Source organism: Alsobacter sp. SYSU BS001988, assembly GCF_054796215.1.
In genome coordinates this window covers 77585-96607 of sequence record NZ_JBTAMK010000015.1, presented here as the reverse complement: position 1 = coordinate 96607, position 19023 = coordinate 77585, and the positions used below count along the sequence as shown (strand labels likewise).

General features: G+C 62.8%; 16 protein-coding genes, 1 pseudogene and 1 other annotated feature. Of the genes and pseudogenes, 5 read left to right on the top strand and 12 right to left on the bottom strand.

From position 1 onward, the window contains the following. Positions 1–14: 14 nt before the first annotated feature. Positions 15–878 (top strand): glucose-1-phosphate thymidylyltransferase RfbA, encoded by an 864-nt coding sequence (gene rfbA / locus ACYVO7_RS21220; protein ID WP_460451778.1) that lies wholly within the window; start codon positions 15–17, stop codon positions 876–878. 165 nt (positions 879–1043) lie between these two features. Here the strand turns inward: rfbA and rfbC are convergent, their stop codons facing one another. From rfbC to ACYVO7_RS21200, 4 genes and pseudogenes are all read right to left on the bottom strand, one after another. After that, positions 1044–1562, bottom strand: a complete 519-nt coding sequence (gene rfbC / locus ACYVO7_RS21215) for a dTDP-4-dehydrorhamnose 3,5-epimerase (RefSeq protein WP_460451777.1) — start codon at positions 1560–1562, stop codon at positions 1044–1046. A gap of 500 nt (positions 1563–2062) precedes the next feature. Then, a complete protein-coding gene (locus ACYVO7_RS21210) occupies positions 2063–3280 on the bottom strand; it encodes a DUF1972 domain-containing protein (RefSeq protein ID WP_460451776.1) in 1218 nt (405 codons plus the stop codon). A gap of 374 nt (positions 3281–3654) precedes the next feature. Beyond that, on the bottom strand, positions 3655–4863 hold the full coding sequence (locus tag ACYVO7_RS21205; RefSeq protein WP_460451775.1) for an acyltransferase family protein: 1209 nt from the start codon (positions 4861–4863) through the stop codon (positions 3655–3657). An 895-nt stretch (positions 4864–5758) separates the two neighbouring features. Beyond that, positions 5759–6991: pseudogene (locus tag ACYVO7_RS21200) on the bottom strand (IS3 family transposase). Then, positions 6591–6707, bottom strand: a sequence feature (AL1L pseudoknot). It overlaps the preceding pseudogene by 117 nt. Before the next feature lie 1090 nt (positions 6992–8081). Here ACYVO7_RS21200 and ACYVO7_RS21195 point away from each other — a divergent pair. From ACYVO7_RS21195 to ACYVO7_RS21185, 3 genes are all read left to right on the top strand, one after another. After that, positions 8082–8600: a hypothetical protein gene (locus ACYVO7_RS21195; RefSeq protein WP_460451774.1), complete on the top strand. Its 519-nt coding sequence runs from the start codon at positions 8082–8084 to the stop codon at positions 8598–8600. A gap of 406 nt (positions 8601–9006) precedes the next feature. After that, positions 9007–9216 (top strand): hypothetical protein, encoded by a 210-nt coding sequence (locus ACYVO7_RS21190; RefSeq protein ID WP_460451773.1) that lies wholly within the window; start codon positions 9007–9009, stop codon positions 9214–9216. A 477-nt stretch (positions 9217–9693) separates the two neighbouring features. Continuing rightward, a complete protein-coding gene (locus ACYVO7_RS21185) occupies positions 9694–10221 on the top strand; it encodes a hypothetical protein (RefSeq protein ID WP_460451772.1) in 528 nt (175 codons plus the stop codon). Between the two features lie 135 nt (positions 10222–10356). Here the strand turns inward: ACYVO7_RS21185 and ACYVO7_RS21180 are convergent, their stop codons facing one another. Further along, positions 10357–10539 carry a hypothetical protein gene (locus ACYVO7_RS21180; RefSeq protein ID WP_460451771.1) on the bottom strand — a complete coding sequence of 61 codons (183 nt, stop codon included), beginning with the start codon at positions 10537–10539 and terminating at the stop codon, positions 10357–10359. Positions 10540–10789: 250 nt separating this feature from the next. Between ACYVO7_RS21180 and ACYVO7_RS21175 the strand changes: the two genes are divergently transcribed. Further along, positions 10790–11269, top strand: a complete 480-nt coding sequence (locus ACYVO7_RS21175) for a hypothetical protein (protein ID WP_460451770.1) — start codon at positions 10790–10792, stop codon at positions 11267–11269. An 88-nt stretch (positions 11270–11357) separates the two neighbouring features. On the opposite strand, the gene ACYVO7_RS21170 is transcribed toward ACYVO7_RS21175, so the two are convergent. The 7 genes from ACYVO7_RS21170 to ACYVO7_RS21140 form a co-directional block, all read right to left on the bottom strand. Further along, on the bottom strand, positions 11358–11597 hold the full coding sequence (locus ACYVO7_RS21170) for a hypothetical protein (RefSeq protein ID WP_460451769.1): 240 nt from the start codon (positions 11595–11597) through the stop codon (positions 11358–11360). Positions 11598–11910: 313 nt separating this feature from the next. After that, positions 11911–13962, bottom strand: coding sequence for a hypothetical protein (locus ACYVO7_RS21165; RefSeq protein WP_460451768.1), 2052 nt, complete (start codon positions 13960–13962; stop codon positions 11911–11913). A gap of 163 nt (positions 13963–14125) precedes the next feature. Next, the gene (locus ACYVO7_RS21160; protein ID WP_460451767.1) at positions 14126–14836 is read right to left on the bottom strand and encodes a Crp/Fnr family transcriptional regulator; all 711 of its coding nucleotides are present in this window, start codon (positions 14834–14836) and stop codon (positions 14126–14128) included. Positions 14837–15581: 745 nt separating this feature from the next. After that, on the bottom strand, positions 15582–16781 hold the full coding sequence (locus ACYVO7_RS21155; RefSeq protein WP_460451766.1) for an aminotransferase class V-fold PLP-dependent enzyme: 1200 nt from the start codon (positions 16779–16781) through the stop codon (positions 15582–15584). 115 nt (positions 16782–16896) lie between these two features. Continuing rightward, positions 16897–17691, bottom strand: a complete 795-nt coding sequence (locus ACYVO7_RS21150; RefSeq protein WP_460451765.1) for an amino acid ABC transporter ATP-binding protein — start codon at positions 17689–17691, stop codon at positions 16897–16899. Positions 17692–17698: 7 nt separating this feature from the next. Next, the gene (locus ACYVO7_RS21145; protein WP_460451764.1) at positions 17699–18349 is read right to left on the bottom strand and encodes an amino acid ABC transporter permease; all 651 of its coding nucleotides are present in this window, start codon (positions 18347–18349) and stop codon (positions 17699–17701) included. Position 18350: 1 nt separating this feature from the next. Then, positions 18351–19016: an amino acid ABC transporter permease gene (locus tag ACYVO7_RS21140; protein ID WP_460451763.1), complete on the bottom strand. Its 666-nt coding sequence runs from the start codon at positions 19014–19016 to the stop codon at positions 18351–18353. Between the last annotated feature and the right edge of the window lie 7 nt (positions 19017–19023).

Sequence of the window (19023 nt, the reverse complement as noted above, 5' to 3'; positions counted from 1 at the left end):
AAGCGAGGCACGACATGAAGGGCATCGTTCTGGCGGGCGGATCCGGCACCCGGCTGCATCCGGCGACGCTGGCCATCAACAAGCAGCTGCTGCCGATCTATGACAAGCCAATGATCTACTATCCGGTCTCGGTGCTGATGATGGCCGGGATCCGCGAGATCCTGATTATCTCGTCCCCGGAGTATGTCGACAATTACCGCCTGCTGTTCGGCACGGGCGAGCAGTTTGGCGTATCCTTCGCTTACGCCGTGCAGCCGCGACCGGAGGGGCTGGCGCAGGCCTTCGTCATCGGCCGCGATTTCGTCGGGGACGATCGCGTGGCGCTGGTCCTGGGCGATAACATCTTCTACGGCGCGGGCCTGATCGAGCTGCTGCACAGCGCCGGGGCGCGGGAGACCGGGGCGACCATTTTCGGCTATCACGTCACCGATCCCGAGCGTTACGGCGTCGTCAGCCTGGACAAGTGCGGCCGGGCGACCAAAATCGTCGAAAAGCCTTCTTCGCCGGAGTCACCCTGGGCCGTAACGGGGCTCTATTTCTATGACAACGACGTGCTTGAAATAGCGGCGGCGGTGAAGCCCTCTCCACGCGGAGAATTGGAGATCACCGATGTAAACCGCGCCTATCTGGAACGCGGCGATCTACACGTGGAGCTGATGTCGCGCGGCTACGCCTGGCTCGACACTGGTACCCACGACAGCCTGTTAGAGGCAAGCGAATTCGTCCGCACCATCCAGCAACGCCAGGGCATGCAGATCGCGGCGCTGGAGGAAATCGCGTATGTGAATGGGTTCATCAATCGGGAGCAGTTGCTTGTCAGGGCAAACCTATTTGGAAAAACAAGGTACGGGCAGGCATTGAGAAGCTTAGCCGAATAATTTGCCGTACTCCCGTCTTGCCCCTTTGGGGCCGCGGGGGCAGGACAGGAGCTCCTAATTTATCATAGTCGCTGAAGGTCCATTTTTAAACTGCTCACATTGTGTGGAATCTATTGCTTCTTGCCCTTCTTCCCTGAAGAAAATATCAGCATTGATGGATCAGGATCATTCGAAGACTACGCTGAGCGCCCGCAAGGCCGGTGCTGACTTGTCCTTATCGGAGAGTATTGCCATTCCGGCTTCGACCGGCCAAGCGATGCCTAGCGCCGGATCATTCCACAGCAGATTGCGGTCGTGCTCGCCGCTGTAATAGGCGTCGACCTTGTAAGATACCATTGTATCTGGCTCAAGGGTGCAGAACCCATGCGCAAACCCTGCCGGCACAAAGAGCTGCTCACCCTTCGCGGAATCGAGTCGAAAGGCTTGATGCTGGCCGTAGCCGGGCGAAGAACGCCTCAGGTCGACCACCACGTCGAAAATGCTGCCCAGAAGAACACGCACCAGCTTAGCCTGCGCGAATGGTGCCAGCTGAAAGTGTAGCCCCCGGACCGTGCCCCGATGCACCGAGAATGACTGATTCTCCTGTAAAAAGTTGGCCGTGATCCCTGCCTCGGCCCAACGGTCTTTTCGATAAGTTTCGCTGAACCAGCCGCGATCATCGTCATGACGCGTGGGGGTAAGCACTAGTGGGGTAGCCATCGATCTTGACATTCAGACATTTTAACGGGTCGAGCTTTGGAATTCAATAGTCAGAGTCGCATGATCCTACTGCCAGCGTAGTACAGCGTTCACGATGAGGATTTTGAGGCGGAGTCCCCTGAACCCAGTATGCGCCTAAACCAATCGTTGTCGCCCAGGGCTAGTGCTTGGCTATTCGGTGCAGGGGTACAAGGGACTCACTTTGCTGTACCCTATGTTGCTTTTCTGGCCGGCGGGGCCGTCTCAAATGGCTACATAGCTGTCCCATTTAGCAGGCCTACCCTTGTTAATGGGGCGCATTCCTACGATATCTGCTCACGGCTCGCGATTGACAGCGTGGGTCACGGGCCACGTTCACGATTGATTCAAGGTGCGAACTGCAGCGAGAGAGGCTCCGCGGGACCAACATGTTGCTGATGTTCGGACACCTTCGCCCATTGGATCTGGGCTAATGCAGGTACCAAGCATTTCGCCAGAGTTGGCAGTTAGCTCCGGACTGCGAGATCAGACGTGACCTCCTGATCCCCAAATTGCGCCGGGTAAGCGGTTGTAATCAGCGTCTTATACTCCTCCATTATGCGTTCCATCTGGAAGTCACGAGCGTGGCGAGATACCGCTTGAGCTCGCGCCAATTCCAATCGCTTGCTGTCGTTCAATAGGTCAGAAAAGTGACTACAACAGCTCTCTTCGCTCTGGAAATAAAACTGACCAGTTCCTGCGGTCCAACGATTGAATTCGTTGTCCTGCGCAAGAACGGCGCATCCTGCGCCAAGCGCTTCAACGAGGGAGGGGTTTGTGCCGCCAACCGTATGCCCATGACAGTAAAGAAGACAGTGGTGCCGCAGGGACGCCAAAGTCTCTTTCTCGTAAATGGCCCCGGGAAATAGAACCTCTTCACTCGCAGCGGCTCTCACCGCTTGGTGATAGGGGTTGGCTTCCGAAAGTGACCCAAGAACGACTAGCTTTGATCCTCGTTCCTTAGCCGAAAACGCTCGAACTACGTCAAGGACGCTGTTCTCAGGTTCTATTCTGCAAATCGAGATCGAGAACTTTCGAGATTCCAGTCCTAAATTCTCCAGGGGCTTGGTAGGCGCCCACGTAATCCTTGGAGCACCATATGGAATTGTCACGATCTTTCTCTTGCTAACCCGGCGTTCGAGGTGCCGAGCTATCGAGGGGTGATCGGCAATGAGCACTGTTCCAGCCCAAGCAGCGAGCCGCTCATTGGCCCAGAACCAGGCTCTGACAGGTGCAGACCACTTGGAGCGCTTCCACTCGATCCCGTCCATATTTATGGCCATTCTCGAACCGAGAAGCTTCGCCAAAGCCGAAAAGATGCCCGTGTTATATCCGAGGACCAAGATGTAGCCGTCGCGAGTACGTGCATCTCTCATGCATCGAAAGTCAAACAGGACTGAGCCGATTGACCCCCTTAGAGGTGATCCGAATACATGCCTAGTAACCCCATTCCATCTTTCGACACGCTCGCTAAATATACTGCGGTCATCCTGGCAGTAGACCACCACATCCCAGCCGTACTTAATGAGGTACAAGGAAAGTTGCTCAGCAAACGTTTCAAAGCCGCCGTGTTGAGCTGGAACTCCTCGCGTTCCGAGTATGAGCAATTTACGCAAAATTCTGCCTCGTGTTTCGCTGGCGATCTCTAGCCTAAGCAATGGGCCGATGCCGGTCCTACCCCGCACCACACGTGTAGGATAATTCCATTTAAGGTCGGTGCAACCCGATTTTTGATCAGATGTAAGCCATACGCAGAATTACATAAATCTAAAGGATTGCTCAAACGCTTACGGTTTGACCGCGGCTTATCGAGCTTGCATGTGGGCCGATCCAAGCCGGCCTGAGCGGAGCCTGTCTGACGTTTCCGTTCTGGGGGACAAGATGACTTCAAGGGATCGTCATCACAATTCGCGGCCGAGCTCGGTTGCCTGCGCGGCGTGCCTGTCCGAATTTCGAGTTGAGGCTGTTCGACCGTTAGCAACCCTGAGGTCAGTTCGTTTCCATGCGACTTGATGAGCCAGGGCTAAGGAACCTAAAAATGGGAACGAGAACTGAATCTTCAGGGTGCTACCTCTAACTCGGCAGCATCGGATCGTAGTCGGCGACCGGTCCAGCGTTTCGCCAAAACGCCACCAGCGCGGATTGCGGGACGTTCGACAAGGATGTAAGTGAGGGCCGTTATCAGCGTAATCGGAATCACAGCCAACGGAAGTACCATGGGCAATTGCTCAGTCGTGAATGGCGCGATTACCACCGCAGCGTCTACGAACAATACGCTTAGGATGATACCGTGCAACAGATATATACCGTAGGAGCACTCACCCAACACAAGGGCGCCCTTGGTCCTAAGTAGTCCACCCATACTGTTGCCGCACGCTACGCAGACGAAGAAGAAACCGAAAAACGGTGCAGCATATTCGTATGGCGTCGGAGCAGCAACCATGCCGATCCCAAGTGCGCAAGCAGCAGCAATTGCAATTCTAGGTGTTCGTAGGACACGTACAATTCGTTCTCGACGCTGGCACTCGTAGGCAAGCATGCCGATCGCAAACAACGGCAAGTAGCGTGTCATCGAGATGGGCAGTTGCACCACACGCGCGGCGAGCGCCATTGTTAGTAACGCGACGGGCAACACCCAGCTTGGAAGCCTGCCGCGCATCAGGTCCATCGCTAATGCACACACGGGAAGCACGAATAGATAAAACAACCACTCGTACCAGAGTGACCAAAGCACATAGGCGTTGAGGCGTCCACTATCCGGGTAATGAAGTAGTGGTGGCTCGCCCCAGGTCGATATCCACTTTGCAGCTGCCACGGGAAAGCTGCTGTCGGGACCGCGTCCGGTTCGCATTGCAATGACCGCGGTGATAATGAATACGGAAACTATAATGAGCGGCACGATGCGAAATAGACGAGTTGTGTAGATCGCGACCCACGAACATCTCTTGAAACCAACGAGTACTCGCGGATAAAAAACAAAACCGGTTGTCATAAAAAACAAGGCAACACCGGCGGTTCCCAACTGATTGAAGAAGAAAATTGTTGGCGGGGTCCAGGTGCCGCCAAGGCGCGTGGTCTGCATCCAAATAATGAAGTGGTGGGCAAGTACCGATATTGCCAAATACCCGCGCAGCCCATCAATGCAGCCAATTCGACCTTCGCCTTTGGCAAGTGGAAAGTTAGTCCGTGAGAGCATAGTTGCGATAAGGATTGCTACCAAGTACGCGGAAGCGACGCCAATTAGAATTGTAACGACTGGATAGCTCATAGTGACCAATCTTCCCCAAAAACCAAAATGTGATCTAGAGATCATCATTCGAGAGGTTGAACCTCGCATACAATCTGCGGGGTCGCCGAACATCCGCTAGCTCCCCACTTCTTACCGCATATGGCCGCTTCCGGGAACATGAGTTCGTCCTCATCGGCGGGTCAGGCCTTCGCCGAAGCCCTTGGCTGGGCCGCGGCGGGGCAATTGGAGAGCCGGTCCTGGAACCAGCCGCGAAGGCGGGGAACTTGCCGGCTGCGCGAGGGCTCATCCGCTTCCTAGCGCGACTCCGAACTCGACGACTATCGCGTGCTCAGTGCTGTTCCTAATAGGCGCGAGCCGGACCCTTATGCCAGATGCTGGCACGAATCGAAAAAGGTGACGTCGGCAGCCAGCTGAAACACCACGTTCCGCATCAAGAGTGATTCACATGGGCATTGCCAGTTGGATGAGCGATTAGGTGCGTCTAAACTGATCAAGTCTTGCATCCGAGACTGCACGGAGTGTCGAAACCTTGTTGGCGTTGACTGGTCGCTGGCCGAAAAGGCCTTAGTGGTTTACGCAAGGGCGGCCCACCAGCTCGGGTCCTCAGACGGCGAATATCGCGCCCCTTGGCAGCTGACCCAGCGGGCGTCCAAGAAGGACACGGCGTTTCGCCAACATCTACCGATAGTTTTGTTCGTCAGGCGTATGGCTTTGCCGCCAACGATCGGGCGCAATCGTCCGCTTATCAATGTGTCGCCACGTTCATACGGTTGGTCAACCTTCATGAACGGAGCGCAGAGGACTTCGCCCGTTATGAACCGAAGCTGCGGGCACGCACGATCGCTTCCGAAGCTTGGCCGATTGACTACAACACTGAACCGCTCCGGGTTTCCCGGAGGCCATGTCGTTTGAGTCAGGCCGCCATGGCTGGCTCGTCCAGCATGGCGTAGTAGCGTACCTCGGCCTCGGCCGGCGGGATGTTGCCGATAGGCTCCAGCAGCCGGCGATTGTTGAACCAGTCGACCCAGGTCAGCGTGGCGAACTCGACGGCCTCGAAGCTTCGCCACGGCCCGCGTCGGTGGATGAGCTCGGCCTTGTAGAGGCCGTTGATCGTCTCGGCGAGAGCGTTGTCGTAAGAGTCGCCGACGCTGCCGACGGAGGGCTCGATACCGGCCTCGGCGAGGCGCTCGGTGTATCGAATGCTGATGTATTGAGAACCCCGGTCGGAATGGTGCACAAGGCCGCCGCGATGGACGGGGCGTCGCTCATGCAGGGCCTGCTCCAGCGCGTCGAGCACGAAGCTGGCGTGTGCGGTCCGCGATACGCGCCAGCCGACGATGCGACGGGCATAGGCGTCGATGACGAAGGCGACATAGACGAAGCCCGACCAGGTGCTGACATACGTGAAGTCCGAGAGCCAAAGCATGTTAGGCCCCGGCGCACGGAAAACCCGGTTCACATGATCGAGCGGGCACGGCGCCGCCTTGTCGGCCACGGTGGTGCGCATGGGCTTACCGCGGACAACACCGTGCAGACCCGCGCTTCTCATCAGGCGCGCCACGGTGCAGCGAGCGAGCTGGAGCCCTTCTCGCTTCATCTGCCGCCAGACCTTGCGGACGCCGTACACCTCGAAGTTCTCGTCAAAGAACCCGCTGGATCTCCGGCAACAGGTCGGCATCGCGCCTCGCCCTGATCGAGAGTTTGGTCGGATCGGCACGCCGCGAGAGATGGGCATGGTAAGTTGACGGGGCGATCGGCAGCGCCTTGCAGATCGGCTCGACCCCATAGGCTTCACGGTGATCGTCGATGAACGCGATCATCGTTTGAACGGGCGGTCGAGCTCCGCCTGGGCAAAATACGCCGATGCCTTGCGCAGGATCTCGTTGGCCTGTCGAAGCTCCCGGTTCTCGCGCTCTAGCGTCTTGAGCTTGGCCGCCATGTCCGTGGTCAGGCCGGGCTTACGGCCACTGTCGACCTCGGCCTTCTTGACCCATTCGTTCAGCGTCTGCGCCGTGCAGCCGATCTTGCCCGAAACCGACAAGATCGCGGCCCAGCGGGACGGATGCTCGCCCTCGTGGTCCAGCACCATCCGCACCGCGCGGGACCGCACCTCAGGCGAGAACTTGTTCATCGTCTTGCTCGTCATAGCTCCACCTTCTCAGGAGTTGGAGCCTCCGACAAACCCGGCGCGGTTCACACCGACCTCACACGAGCCTCGGCGGCCTCACCCCGAACGAGTTCGCAGCCCGGTCCAAACAGGACCACAACCAGAACAGATTCTGGTTATGCCGCTGGAGGAACGCCGAGCCGAGCTGCTTTGGCTTTAGAGGCCGGCCCGGTCGACGGCGTTGCGTTGTGGATGCGACCGATGAGGACAATGACGCGCTGTTATGCCATTGCTGGCGCGGCCTTGAGGGCATCATCAGCAAGCGCCTGCGACAGCCCTTATCGGTCAGGACGTTCGCAGGGATGGCTGAAGTCGAAATGCGCCGGCTGTGTCCGGCATGGACAGCTGTAAGACTGAGGCCAGGGCCGAATAGCGACGCGTGACCTGCCATCAACATTGGGCGACAACGGAGTGTCCGTCATGGCAGGGCCCCGCCGGGTGGCAGCGATCGTGCCCATTAAGCCCATTAAGCCCATTAAGGAGCATTGAGAGGAGGCTGGCTGTCGCCGGCGCGCCACGCCTGCGCGGCCTACGGCGCTGCAGGCGCCCGACGGCTTGGCGCGACAGCCCGAACTCGGCCCGCCAGGGCTGTCGAGATCTGAGGCCGGCTCTAGAAAGGTCTTGGGAACCTTTCGTGCCCCATGCCCGGGAATGCTCGGGCGACGAGCATTTGTAGGTGCCGAAATACGGTCTGAAGCTTAGCGCTGTTCAACGCAGCTGCGTTCTGCGCCGCGTCATTCAACTTCTCATCCTGCTTGGGCTCGCCCATGCTAGCTAAGGACGTCACGATGCCAGGGCTAGTTGCGCGCGCTCAGCCCGTGATCTGAGCGAAGCGTTCGTTTCAGCATTTATGTGGGAGGCGGGCCTCCTTAACTAAAATTCGGATTAGTCCGTAATTACCCTGGTGGCATTCGATCATCCGCCTGGTATGTTTGGCAGTACGCTGGATCGACTTCGCGGACTGGTGGTCACCGAGATCCGAACCGTTTTCCGTAACACGCTTGACAGACTCATGCCGAGCGGCGGCCGAGATAAAGGATCAGACGCGATGGGACTCCGGAGCTGGATCGTGAACTGGTTGCACTCCCGCGTGATCGCCGCGTGTTTACGAGACCTCGAAATGCTTTACCGGACTTTGGATGAGCACTTGGCTGATCAAAAGATTTCGGCGCACGACATTGCCCAGGGCTTGAGAGCAGCCCAGGCGGCCTTGTCTCCCGGAGGCCCGATGGACCCGGCTCAGATCACCGCGGAGATCCGTGGTTTGGAGGCGGAGATGCGGGACCTCATCGCCGACCATTTCGTCGACACGGCCGGCGACCTTGCAAAGCAGCATCCCGCCTATGCCTGTGCGTATCAGGTGATGTCGACATGGGTTAAGTTGGTGGACTTGGATGTGCGATCCCGACAGCCTGGCGGACGGGTGACGGCTGCGATCCTGCGCCGCGGTTCAGAGGCGATCGAGGCCTGCGAGGAGGCGGTTAGCCTCACGATGCGTTTAGGCCTGGTCGGCCGCGCGCCGGAGCCTGAGCACCGCCCTGACTCTGGACGCCCTGTCCTTTCCGGTCAGGACCAGCGCGTCGCCTAGCCCATCACCGCTGACGCCAGCCGATCACTGCAGGACACGCGACGTTTCGGCCCTTGGACCCGCAGGCGATTGCGGAAGTGGTGGACCACAAAGGCCGGGGGTGGCAGAGCGCGAGCGCAACGTCAGGCGACCCGCGCGCAGAGCAGCGCCTCGGTCCTGACCACCGCTCCGCCCCCGGTCGAGCCCAAATCGGGGCACCCCAAGGGAGGTCGAGCTGCCGAAATCGGCCCCGCTTAGCGCCAAAGCGCGGCGGCGTGCGCCGAGGACTACGTCGATCGGCCTCATTGAAGAACGTCTACGCCGCATTTAGCTTAATCGGTCGACGGAGAACCTTTAATCGGATGGGCCTATGGGTTGCCGTCAGTGCGCCAAACGCTGGGGGACAGACGCTGTGGACGCCTGCTTCATGAGCTGGCTTGAACGGCCGGCCGTCGTCGTCGCTGGCCGCCCCTTTGTGTTGGCGGGCAAGCACTTGCCATGGACCCGCGCCAGTTTCGACGACATGGACAGCGTGGAGCTGTTGAGCGAGGCGGAGTTTCGGCAACGCTTTGCGGCCTGGGCGATCCCGCCGATCCCCGACGCGGGCTCGCCTGAGCGCCGATCCGAGGCGGCTTGAGCGAAGCCTGTCGTGCTTTTTTCCGTTCTGGCGACGAGAGGCCAGGGCGCGGTGACTTCAAGGTAAGCGTCGTACGAATTCGCGGCAGAGCTCGACGCCGGCGCGGCGCAGGGCCAGGTCCGGACGACGCTTCGGCCCGGGCGGCGCAGCCGCCATGACCGATGCGGGTCTTGACCCGGACGCCATTCACTCAGGCTGAGCGGAGCGGAACGCCGCCCCACACCGGGCCGCTGGCGGCGCGGTCGCCGACCGCGCCGCCTGGAGCAACGTAACGGCCCCTTGAGCGGATTTAAGCTAAATCTCTCGGCCTCGAGAGTAGAGACCGTGCGTATTACGAGAAGCCCGCCAGTCGACCAGTCTGGCGGGCTTCTCCGTGCGCCGACGTCCTGATTTCCCCCGCAACGGCCCCGATGGTTTTTGTCAGCTGATTTCATCAGCGTCATGTTAAGCTAAATCGTGGAAACGGTGAGGTGCGCCATGAGCGAAACCTCTCTCGACACGCTCAGGGCCTACTGGGGCGAGCTGCATGCGCGCCTCAAGGCCGAGAGCGCCGATTATCGGACGATGCTGGCCCTGCAGTCGACCATGCGCAGCCTGGAGCGCGCCAGGCCTGCAGACCGGGTCGAAGCACACCTGGTTGAAAAGGAGAAGACGGCGGAGGCGGCCGAGCCGGCCGGTTCGGCCATCGCTCTCGCCCTGCGGGTCACGCGCGCGCAAGCGGTGGAGCGCATCCTTCGGGTCCGGGGCGAACCGGTCCCCGTCGACGAGCTGATGGCGCTCATGCCCGCCTTTGGCGGGCCGGCGGGATCGCGCGCCTCCTTGTCCTCCAGCCTGTCGCAGGCGCCGCAATTCGTCAGCATCCGGCACCGCGGCCGCATGTGCTGGTGGCTCGTCGGCCGGCGCGTCGGCGCCGATAACGCCTCGAAAGCTCGCGTCACGCCGGCGAGCGCCGCCCGCTCCAGCCGCTGGCGTCAGCTGCCGCCGCGTCGCGCCAAACAGGACTAGGAGCCGCCGCCCTCATGGCCGTGTCGCTGCGGCCGGCAAGGGGCTGAGCGGTTGAGCGCATGGCCGCTCTCGGGCGACCGGTCCGCAGAGCCCCTGTCCAGCCGCATCTCTTCAATCCAGCGCTCGCCGGCGCGCTCAGTGCAACATGCCCTCCTGCGCGGGACCGGCCGCCGGCCCGGCGTCGGCGCGCTCGAGGGGCTTTGACGGCGCATTCCCGGCGGCGCTGACCTCGGTGAGGCCGCGCCGGTGCGCTTCGGCGAGAGCCTTCACCACCCCAAGCATCAGCGCCTCATCGCTCACCCTGTCGAACTCTGGCATGTCAAATTCTGGCATCGGGGCCCCTGCGTCGCCTCATTCTGGAACAATCAGCTGTCCCGGACCCGTGCTTGCAAGAAGTCTGCCGTCAGCGCGGCCGCTCAAGGGCGCCATTTCTTCCAAGTATTTGAGTAAAATTCTCAAGATTAAGCACATCTTCCAATCACTGCGGATTGCGAAGCGGTTCCGGTTCTGGAGTTTGCAAAATCCGTGTAAGATTTCGCTAAACAGTTTCCACTGATCGGGCGGAGAGATGCAGTCCAACGACAAAAGCGATGCCGAAGCGCTGCTTCAGAACGCGAACCCAGAGCCGGCGGGACCGAAAGATCCGTTGACCGTGCTGCGTGCGTTGCGCGACGAACTGCGCGAGAGGATGCTGCGCGACGTCGCGGACTTTCGGATCTATGTCGCGCTGGAGGAGGCCATCCAGGCCGTCGAAGAGCCGCAGCCCGACGCCCGCAAGGAACACCGGTCGCCGGGCCTCCGGCTGGCCGTCCGGACATTGCTGGACCAGCATGGCCCGCTGGGCACCCGTGACATCATCCGCCGGCTGAGGGCGGCCGGCGTGCCGACCTCCATGAACTCCGTCTCGTCCAGCCTGTCGCAGTCCGCCGCCTTCGTGAATATCCGCTATCAGGGGCGGCCGCATTGGTGGTTCGCCAACCGGCCAGTTCCGCCCAGGCCGGCGCACGCCGGTCGCAAAAAGCCGGCGTCGAAGGGGCCGTCGGCCTGAGCCGGGACCGCTCCGCCTCGCGGCGCCAGACCACCGGCTGCGCTGCCTCGCGTGTGACAGACCGGTCGGCGAAGGCCCCGATCCGCCGCTACGCGGCCAGCGCCTGAGCGCCCGCGGGCGCCGACACGGGCTCGATGCGCAGATACACCCGCTGCGTCGCCGTCTCCGCCCACCAGGTCGACCCGTCGAGCGTCCCGCGTCGGCGAAACAGGTTGAGATAGCGGCGCAGTTCGATCTGCGCCGCGGCGCGGCTCTGCGCGACCATCGGCAGCAGCCGCCGCCCGACGATGTCGGCGCCTTTGACTTCATATTCGATGATGGAAAACATCGTTTGGCCCCCCGCTTCGCCCCAACGCTTAACAGCGCTGGTGAAAGGAGGGGTGAATGCGATCGAAGAATTTCGGGGGTATTTGGCTCAAATGACCCGCCGCGCCGGTGCGCTGGGCACGGACTCGGCCCCGCCGCCTTCAGTACGCCCCCTGCCAAGCGCCTGCCTGGACGGGCCTGCTGGCGCAAAGGGCCCACGGCGCTAGGGCAGGGCGGTTGGGATCGGGTCGGGCGCAGGACGAGGCGAACGACCGATCGAAAACGCTCCGACCTTTGGCCGGGGAGGCCGGCCCCGTGAGGGGCCGGCCTCGCCGTCAAAGCAAAATCGTGCCGTCGTGATTGCCGTCCACGCTCACCTTGAAACTCGTTCCCACCGCGGGGTCGAGGTCGCCATCGACCATATTGACGCCGAAGGTGAACTGCTGGTCGGGCACTGGATTAGGAACCTGCGTTTCGAAATTCTCGATCCGAACGCCGGATGTGTCGATCTTGTCATCGAAGTAGAAGCGGACATAGACCTGATCGAAGCTGGTGTCCGAGTGGATCGTGAAATTGTCGTAGACGTTATTGCCCGACGGTAGGTTGACGCTCTCGACGTCGTGAGCCACCACCGCCCCTTCGTCGACCAGCCAGTACTCGACATTCACCTTCTTGACGCCGCCCACGCCCTGGATGTCGAAGCGCAGGCCGTTGATCTCGGCCCCGGTCGTCGCCCAGGTCGAATCCTGCGCGAAAAACCCTTCGTTCTGGTTCAGTTGCGACGCCTGGCCGCCTTTCACCCCAAAGCCGATCGCGTCCGGATTGAGGTCGTCATTCGTCCCAGGATTGATCGCAACGCTCGTCGGATCGGCGACGGCGCCCGTCGGGAAGATCAGCCCATTGAACGTGATGCTGTGATTGTCGGTGGGGCTGGTCGTCGGCACCGTCAGCGTCTCCTGAGGGCTCCCGGACGGGATCGCGGAGAAATCGAGAGGCTGGAAGGTGAGCACGGGATCCTTCAGGACCGTGAAGGTGTAGCTGTCATTGTCCACGGCGATGTTGAAGGTTCCGGTGCTGTCGGTGGCGGAGTTGTGGAGGGTCGGAGTGGGGTCGTTCGGGTTCGCGTCATAGGTCCAGCCGTTGGGCAAAGTGGTGAGATAGACTTCCCCCGTCCCGTCGACCCCGGGCGACACATTGGTCAGGGCGGTGTAGACGAACGCCCCCGCATGGAAATCCACTTGGCTGTCGCTTTGCGCGCCGATCGTCGGCCCATCGTCTTGGAAGATCACATGCGTGCCGAGATCCTCGTGCGTCGTCGTGGAGACCTCCGTCTGGCTGGTGACCAGCGTCTCGAAATTCTCGATGCGCACCCCGGACGTGTCGATCTTGTCATCGTAGTAGAAACGGACATAGACCTGATCGAAGCTCGTCGCTGATTGGATGGTGAAATTGTCGTAGACGTTATTCCCGGACGGTAGGTTGACGCTCTGGACGTCGTGAGCCACCACCGCCCCTTCGTCGACCAGCCAGTACTCGACATTCACCTTCTTGACGCCGCCCACGCCCTGGATGTCGAAGCGCAGGCCGTTGATCTCGGCCCCGGTCGTCGCCCAGGTCGAATCCTGCGCGAAGAACCCTTCGTTCTGGTTCATTTGCGACGCCTGGCCGCCTTTCACCCCAAAGCCGATCGCGTCCGGATTGAGGTCGTCATTCGTCCCAGGATTGATCGCAACGCTCGTCGGATCGGCGACGGCGCCCGTCGGGAAGACCAGACCATTGAACGTGATGCTGTGATTGTCGGTGGGGCTGGTCGTCGGCACCGTCAGCGTCTCCTGCGGACTGCCCGACGGGATCGCGGCGAAATTCAGAGGCTCGAAATGCGATTCAAACGTCGTCGTGGTGATGTCGAGGGAGATCAGGCCAGCGAGGCTCAGTGTATCGAGACTGTCGATCTGGCCCGCGACCTTGTTGTACAGGGCTTCGTACTGAACGACATACACCTTGGCGCTGGCGATCGTCGCCCCATTGTCGACCACGTCCAGGATGACGGCGAAGGAGACCTGATTGTCCGAGCCGACCCCGAGGATGATGTTCGGGTTGCTCGAATCGGCCGTCAGCGTGATCGCATGGCCCGCCAGATCGGTGAAGTCCGTGACGCCCCCGCCGGTGATGGACAGCGCGAGACCGCTGGCCGTGCTGAAATCGATCATGTCGTCGCGTTCAGCCACCTGGGGAAAGCCGGTTTGGGTCGCCAGCGTGTGGGTTCCGAGCTGGCCGACGAGCGTGCTATGCGCGCTGGCCCAGGTCGCATAGTCGACGTCGTTCTGGTTGGCGCCGTGATTGATGACGGCTTCGTCGATCGTCAGATTGCCGCTGATGGTGGTCATGGCGAACCTCGCAGCTGAGAAGGTCGACCATTTTTCGCCGTGCCGGACGGCCAGGCCTGTCCAAAATGAAACACCAAGCGTCTTTTTTTTGGTGGGTGCGGCCCCAAAAAGCTCTCGTGGGCGTGCAGGCGCGATTCGCCGACCTTACCGCGACGCCTTGGCGCTAGCCCAAGCCGAAGTCCGTTTCGCCTGCAAGGTTGGCCCGCGGGGGGCGGCGGGCCGGTGCGTCCTGATCCGACAGCACGGCCTGCAGCAGCGAAGGACGCACTTCGATCGTTCCGTCGTAAGCGATCAAGCCGAGACGCCGGAATTTATTCATCAAGACGTTCACGCGCGGTCGGGTCGTCCCGATCATCTCCGCCAGCGTCTCCTGGCTGATTTTCGGAAGCTTGGGCTGCAGGGTTTCGTCCGTCCCGAAATTGGCGAGAAGCAGCAGCAGGCGCGCCAGGCGCTTCTCGCACGAATTGAACAGCTGATCGATCAGATCCGCTTCCAGGCGGAGATTGCGCGTGAGCAGAAACGCGATGAAGGTCTTGGCGAACTCCGCGTCGTCATGGGCCAGCCGCAGGACGGCGGCTTGATCGAAGTGAGAGACGGCGGCGGCGACCATCGCTGTGGCGGTGGTGGTCCGGGTGCGTTGGCCGGCCAGACAGGCCTCGCCGAAGAAGTCGCCGGGGCCGAGAAGGGCGACGATGGCTTCTTTGCCCTGCTGCGAAAGCGTGGTGAGTTTCACCTTGCCGACCCGCAGGTGGAACACGCCATCAGCGTGGTCCCCCTGCGCGAAGACGACCTGCCCCGCCTCGACGTTCGTCAGGCATGCTCCTGGCCACAGACAGGGGGACGGCCCCATCGATCCGAAGGCTTTGGAGACCATCAAGACCTCCTGATCCGGGTGGGAGTCCGTTTCGGAGAAGTGTCGAACTGCCGCTATTCTGGCTCGGCGTCGCCGACGAGAGCTACAGTTAATGCGAAATGGCTGACGACGGCACGATATCCTCGCTTTGCTGGGTTGAAAATTAGACCGGACGGGGGGCTGAGGGACGTCGAGGGTTAAACGGAGGATAAACCACAGCGCCGCGCCGCCCGGTCGCGTGCCGATGTGGCCCCGAGATGGCCCGCCTGCGCGAGATGCACGGCGCAGCGATCGACCTTCGGACCGAGGCGCGGTCCCATGGGCTCGGCCACCGAGCCGGAGCGGCGGGGGACGACAGGGCCGCCGGTCTACTCCCGCAAGCGAAGGCCGCCTCGCCTCATAAAGGCCGATTTATAAACATTTATGCGTAGCGCCGCCGGGCTACTGAATTATCCAACTTGCGTCGGCGGCGGACGACCATAGCGTGTTCGTGCGAGCAGCGGCAGGTAAACGCTGTATTGTCCGGCTGCTATTGCATCGTCGCAACCTTGCGCCCATCGCGGCAGCGGCCGTGGTCGCAAGGCCCGTGGGGCCGCGGGCCTGCTCGCGCCAGGCCTGTTTCCGGGTTCCGTGGGAAGCGCTGGTCGCCACCTCCCCCGGGGCCGCGGTGCGTCTTCGTCCCTTTCGGCGTCCAAGCCAAGGCTTTCAGGCCGTGACTCTTGCAGTGGCGGTGGCGCAGATGCAGCCGACGGCGGCGATCCGGCGCTCAATCCGGCCAGCGCAGGAGCCGCGCCACGCCGGCGTTGCGGTCTCCGGTTTCGAACCGCCCCGCATTCGAGCCGCGGATCGTCTCGACCAGCCGGCGCGCCACGATCTCCGCCTCGCCGGCGTGCAGGTTGCAGGGATCGAGGAGGACATGCCCGCGCTCGGCCTCGTGGTCGCGCACGATCACCGGCGGATCCCCGGCCGCCAGCGCCGCCGCCAGCCCCGCGGCCGAAAAGCCGCTCTCCGGCGCCACCTGGACCCGCAACCGATCGAGCGGGTTGCCGGTCGGATCGGGGGCGAGCTCCGCCACGACGCCGGGCAGGGGCGCCAGCGCGCCCGCCCACAGATCCAGCGCCGCCCGTTCGCGGGCGCGCACGCCGGCGTGGTCGCGCCCCTCCCAGGCCTCGAGCGCCGCCATGACGCCGGCGACGCTCTCCTTGCCCACCTTCATGCCGCGGCCGATGCCGCGGTTCTGCAGATAGGCCGCCCGCACCAGGTCCTTGCGGCCGGCGACGACGCCGCTCGTCGGGCCGCCCAAAAATTTGTGGCCGCTATAGATCGCCACGTCGGCGCCCGCCGCCAGGAAGCCTTTCAGATCATATTCGGAGGCCGCGTCGACGATCACCGGAACGCCGCGGGCGCGGCACACGGCGCAAAACTCCGCCAGGCCGATCATTCCGTACTGGACGGTGTGATGCGAGACCACATAGACCGCCGCCGCGGTGCGCTCGCTGATGGCGTTCTCCAGGTGATAGCGCAGCGCCACGCTGACCGTGCCGACGGGCGCCACCTCGCCCCCGGCCAGCCGGATCGACTGGTCGACCGGCGCGCCGTAGCTGACCATGTGCCCGACCTGGATCAGCACCTCGCGGCGCGGCCCCGGCGCGTCCGGCAGGCGTTCCACGGCGAGCAGATCGTCGCCCGTGATCGCCCCCGCCACCGCCATGGCGATGCCGCTGGCGCAGCTCGCCGTGATGAACCCCGCCTCGGCGCCGGTCAGGCGCGCGACCACCTGGCTGGCCTGGCGCTGGAGCTGGTCGATCTCGACGAATTCCGGCGCGATGGCGGCCATCGCCGCAATGGCCTCCGGGACCATGATGGACGCCCCCAGCGCCGTCATGGTGCCGGAGACGTTGATGATCGGCCGCAGGCCGAGCTCGCGGCGGATGTCGCGCCCGCGCGGGGGAAGGGGATCGGCCATGGTCTGCTCCTGTTGTCCTGATCGCGGCTCCGGGCGATGGCGGCGCGCGCCGCGATCGTCACGCCGCCGTCGCCGCGGGGCCTGGGGCTGAGCGGGCCTGGGCCCGTCGCGCCTGTCAACGCCGCGCGCCGAACCGGGCGAGGAAGGCGCGCAGCCTGTCGTTCGGGTGGTCGGGCGCAAACAGCGCCGCCGGCGCGCCGGCGTCGGCCACCAATCCTTCCGCCATGAACACGATGCGGTGGCTGACGTCGCGTGCGAAGGCGATCTCATGGGTGACGACGAGCATGGTCATGCCCTCGCGGGCGAGTTGCAGCACGACGTCGAGCACCTCGCCGACCAGCTCGGGATCGAGCGCCGAGGTGATCTCGTCGAGGAGGAGGATCTTGGGGTCCATCGCCACAGCCCGGGCGATGCCGACGCGCTGCTGCTGTCCGCCCGAGAGCTCGGCGGGCAGCCGGTCGAGCTTGTCGGCGAGGCCGACCCGGCCCAACCAGTGAGCGGCGAGGGCGCGGGCCTCGGCCTTGGGCTTGCGGCGCACCTTGACCAGGCCCAGCATGACGTTCTCGGCCGCGGTGAGGTGCGGGAACAGGTTGAAGGACTGAAACACCATCCCGGTCTCGGCCCGGATGCGCGCCAGCTCCGTCTCCGAGCGGGGCTTGCGGGTCGCCGCGTCGCGGTAGCCGACCTCCTCGTCGTCGATGCGGATCGAGCCCTGCTGATAGGTCTCGAGAAAATTGACGCAGCGCAGCAGCGTCGTCTTGCCGCTTCCCGAAGGGCCGATGACGGTCACCACCTCGCCGCGGGCGACGTCCAGGTCGACGCCCTTGAGCACCTCGGCGCCGCCGTAGGATTTGTGCAGGCCGGTGATCCGCAACAGGGGCGCCCCAGGCGCGCGGTCCTCGACGGTCATCCCTGGCTCACTCCCGGACATAGGCGTAGCGCTTCTCCAGCCGGCGGCTCGCGGCCGACAGGGTGTAGTTGATCAGGAAATAGATCAGCGCGCCCAGCACATAGAGCGGTAGCGGCTCATAGGTGCGGCCGATCACCTGCTGCATGGCGTGCATCAGGTCGGTGACGCCGAGGAGGGAGACCAGCGCCGTCCCCTTCACGGCGTCGGTCACGCCGTTGATCCAGGGCGGCAGGAACCGGCGCAGCGCCTGGGGGGCGATGACGGATCCAAACCGCTGCCAGAAGGTCAGCCCGATGGCCTTCCCGGCGTCGGTCTGGCCCCGCGGAATGGAGCCGATGGCCCCGCGCACATTCTCGATCACCTGCGCCACCTTGAACACCGTCAGGGCGAGGACGGCCGCCGTGAAGGGCGGCAGGTTCACGCCGGTGATGGGCAGGCCATAATAAACGAAGAAGATCAGCACCAGGATGGGAATGCCACGCACGACGTCGCTGAAGCCGCGCACCAGCCAGCGCAAGGGAGGAGGGCCGTAGACGAGGCCGAGCCCCATCAGGCCACCCACGACGAGCGACAGCGCGACCACCAGCCCCGACACGATAAGGGTGGTGGCGAGCCCCTGCATCAGGAAGGGCAGGGCGTAGACGATCGCCTGGATCATCTCAACGCCCCACCGCATAGCGACGCTCAACCAGCCGCAGCAGCAGCAGGATGGCGTAGCCCGCGACGAGGTACATGCCGGTCACGACCAGATAGACCTCGACGATCCGAAACGTGTTGAAGTTGATCCACTGCGCGCCGTAGGTCAGTTCGGGAACGGCGATGACGGAGGCCACCGACGTGTCCTTGAACAGCGACACGAAGGTGTTGGACAAGGCCGGCAGCGTGATGCGCAGCATCGTCGGCAGCCGGACATGGACGAGCCGCTGCCAGGGCGTGAGGCCGATCGCCTTGCCGGCGTCGATGAGCCCGCGCGGCACCGCCTCCAGGCCCGAGCGGAACACCTCCACCAGATAGGCGCCGGCGTAGAGCGCCAGCGTGGCGACGAAGGAGATCGTCGGGCTGTAGACGATGTCCACCACCGTGGGCAGCCCATAGAAGACGAGATAGACGAGCAGGATCAGCGGCACGTTGCGGATGAACTCCACATAAGCCCCGATCGCTGCGCGGACCCAGCGGCCGCCCGAGACGTGGACGACCGCGAGGGCGAGCCCGATGACGACGCCGATCAGGATCGCGCCCACGGCCAGTTCGAGGCTGAGCACGAGGCCGCCCCACAGCCGGTCGAAATGCCGCCAGATCAGCGTGAAGTTGAGGTGATAGCCCATGGGCCGC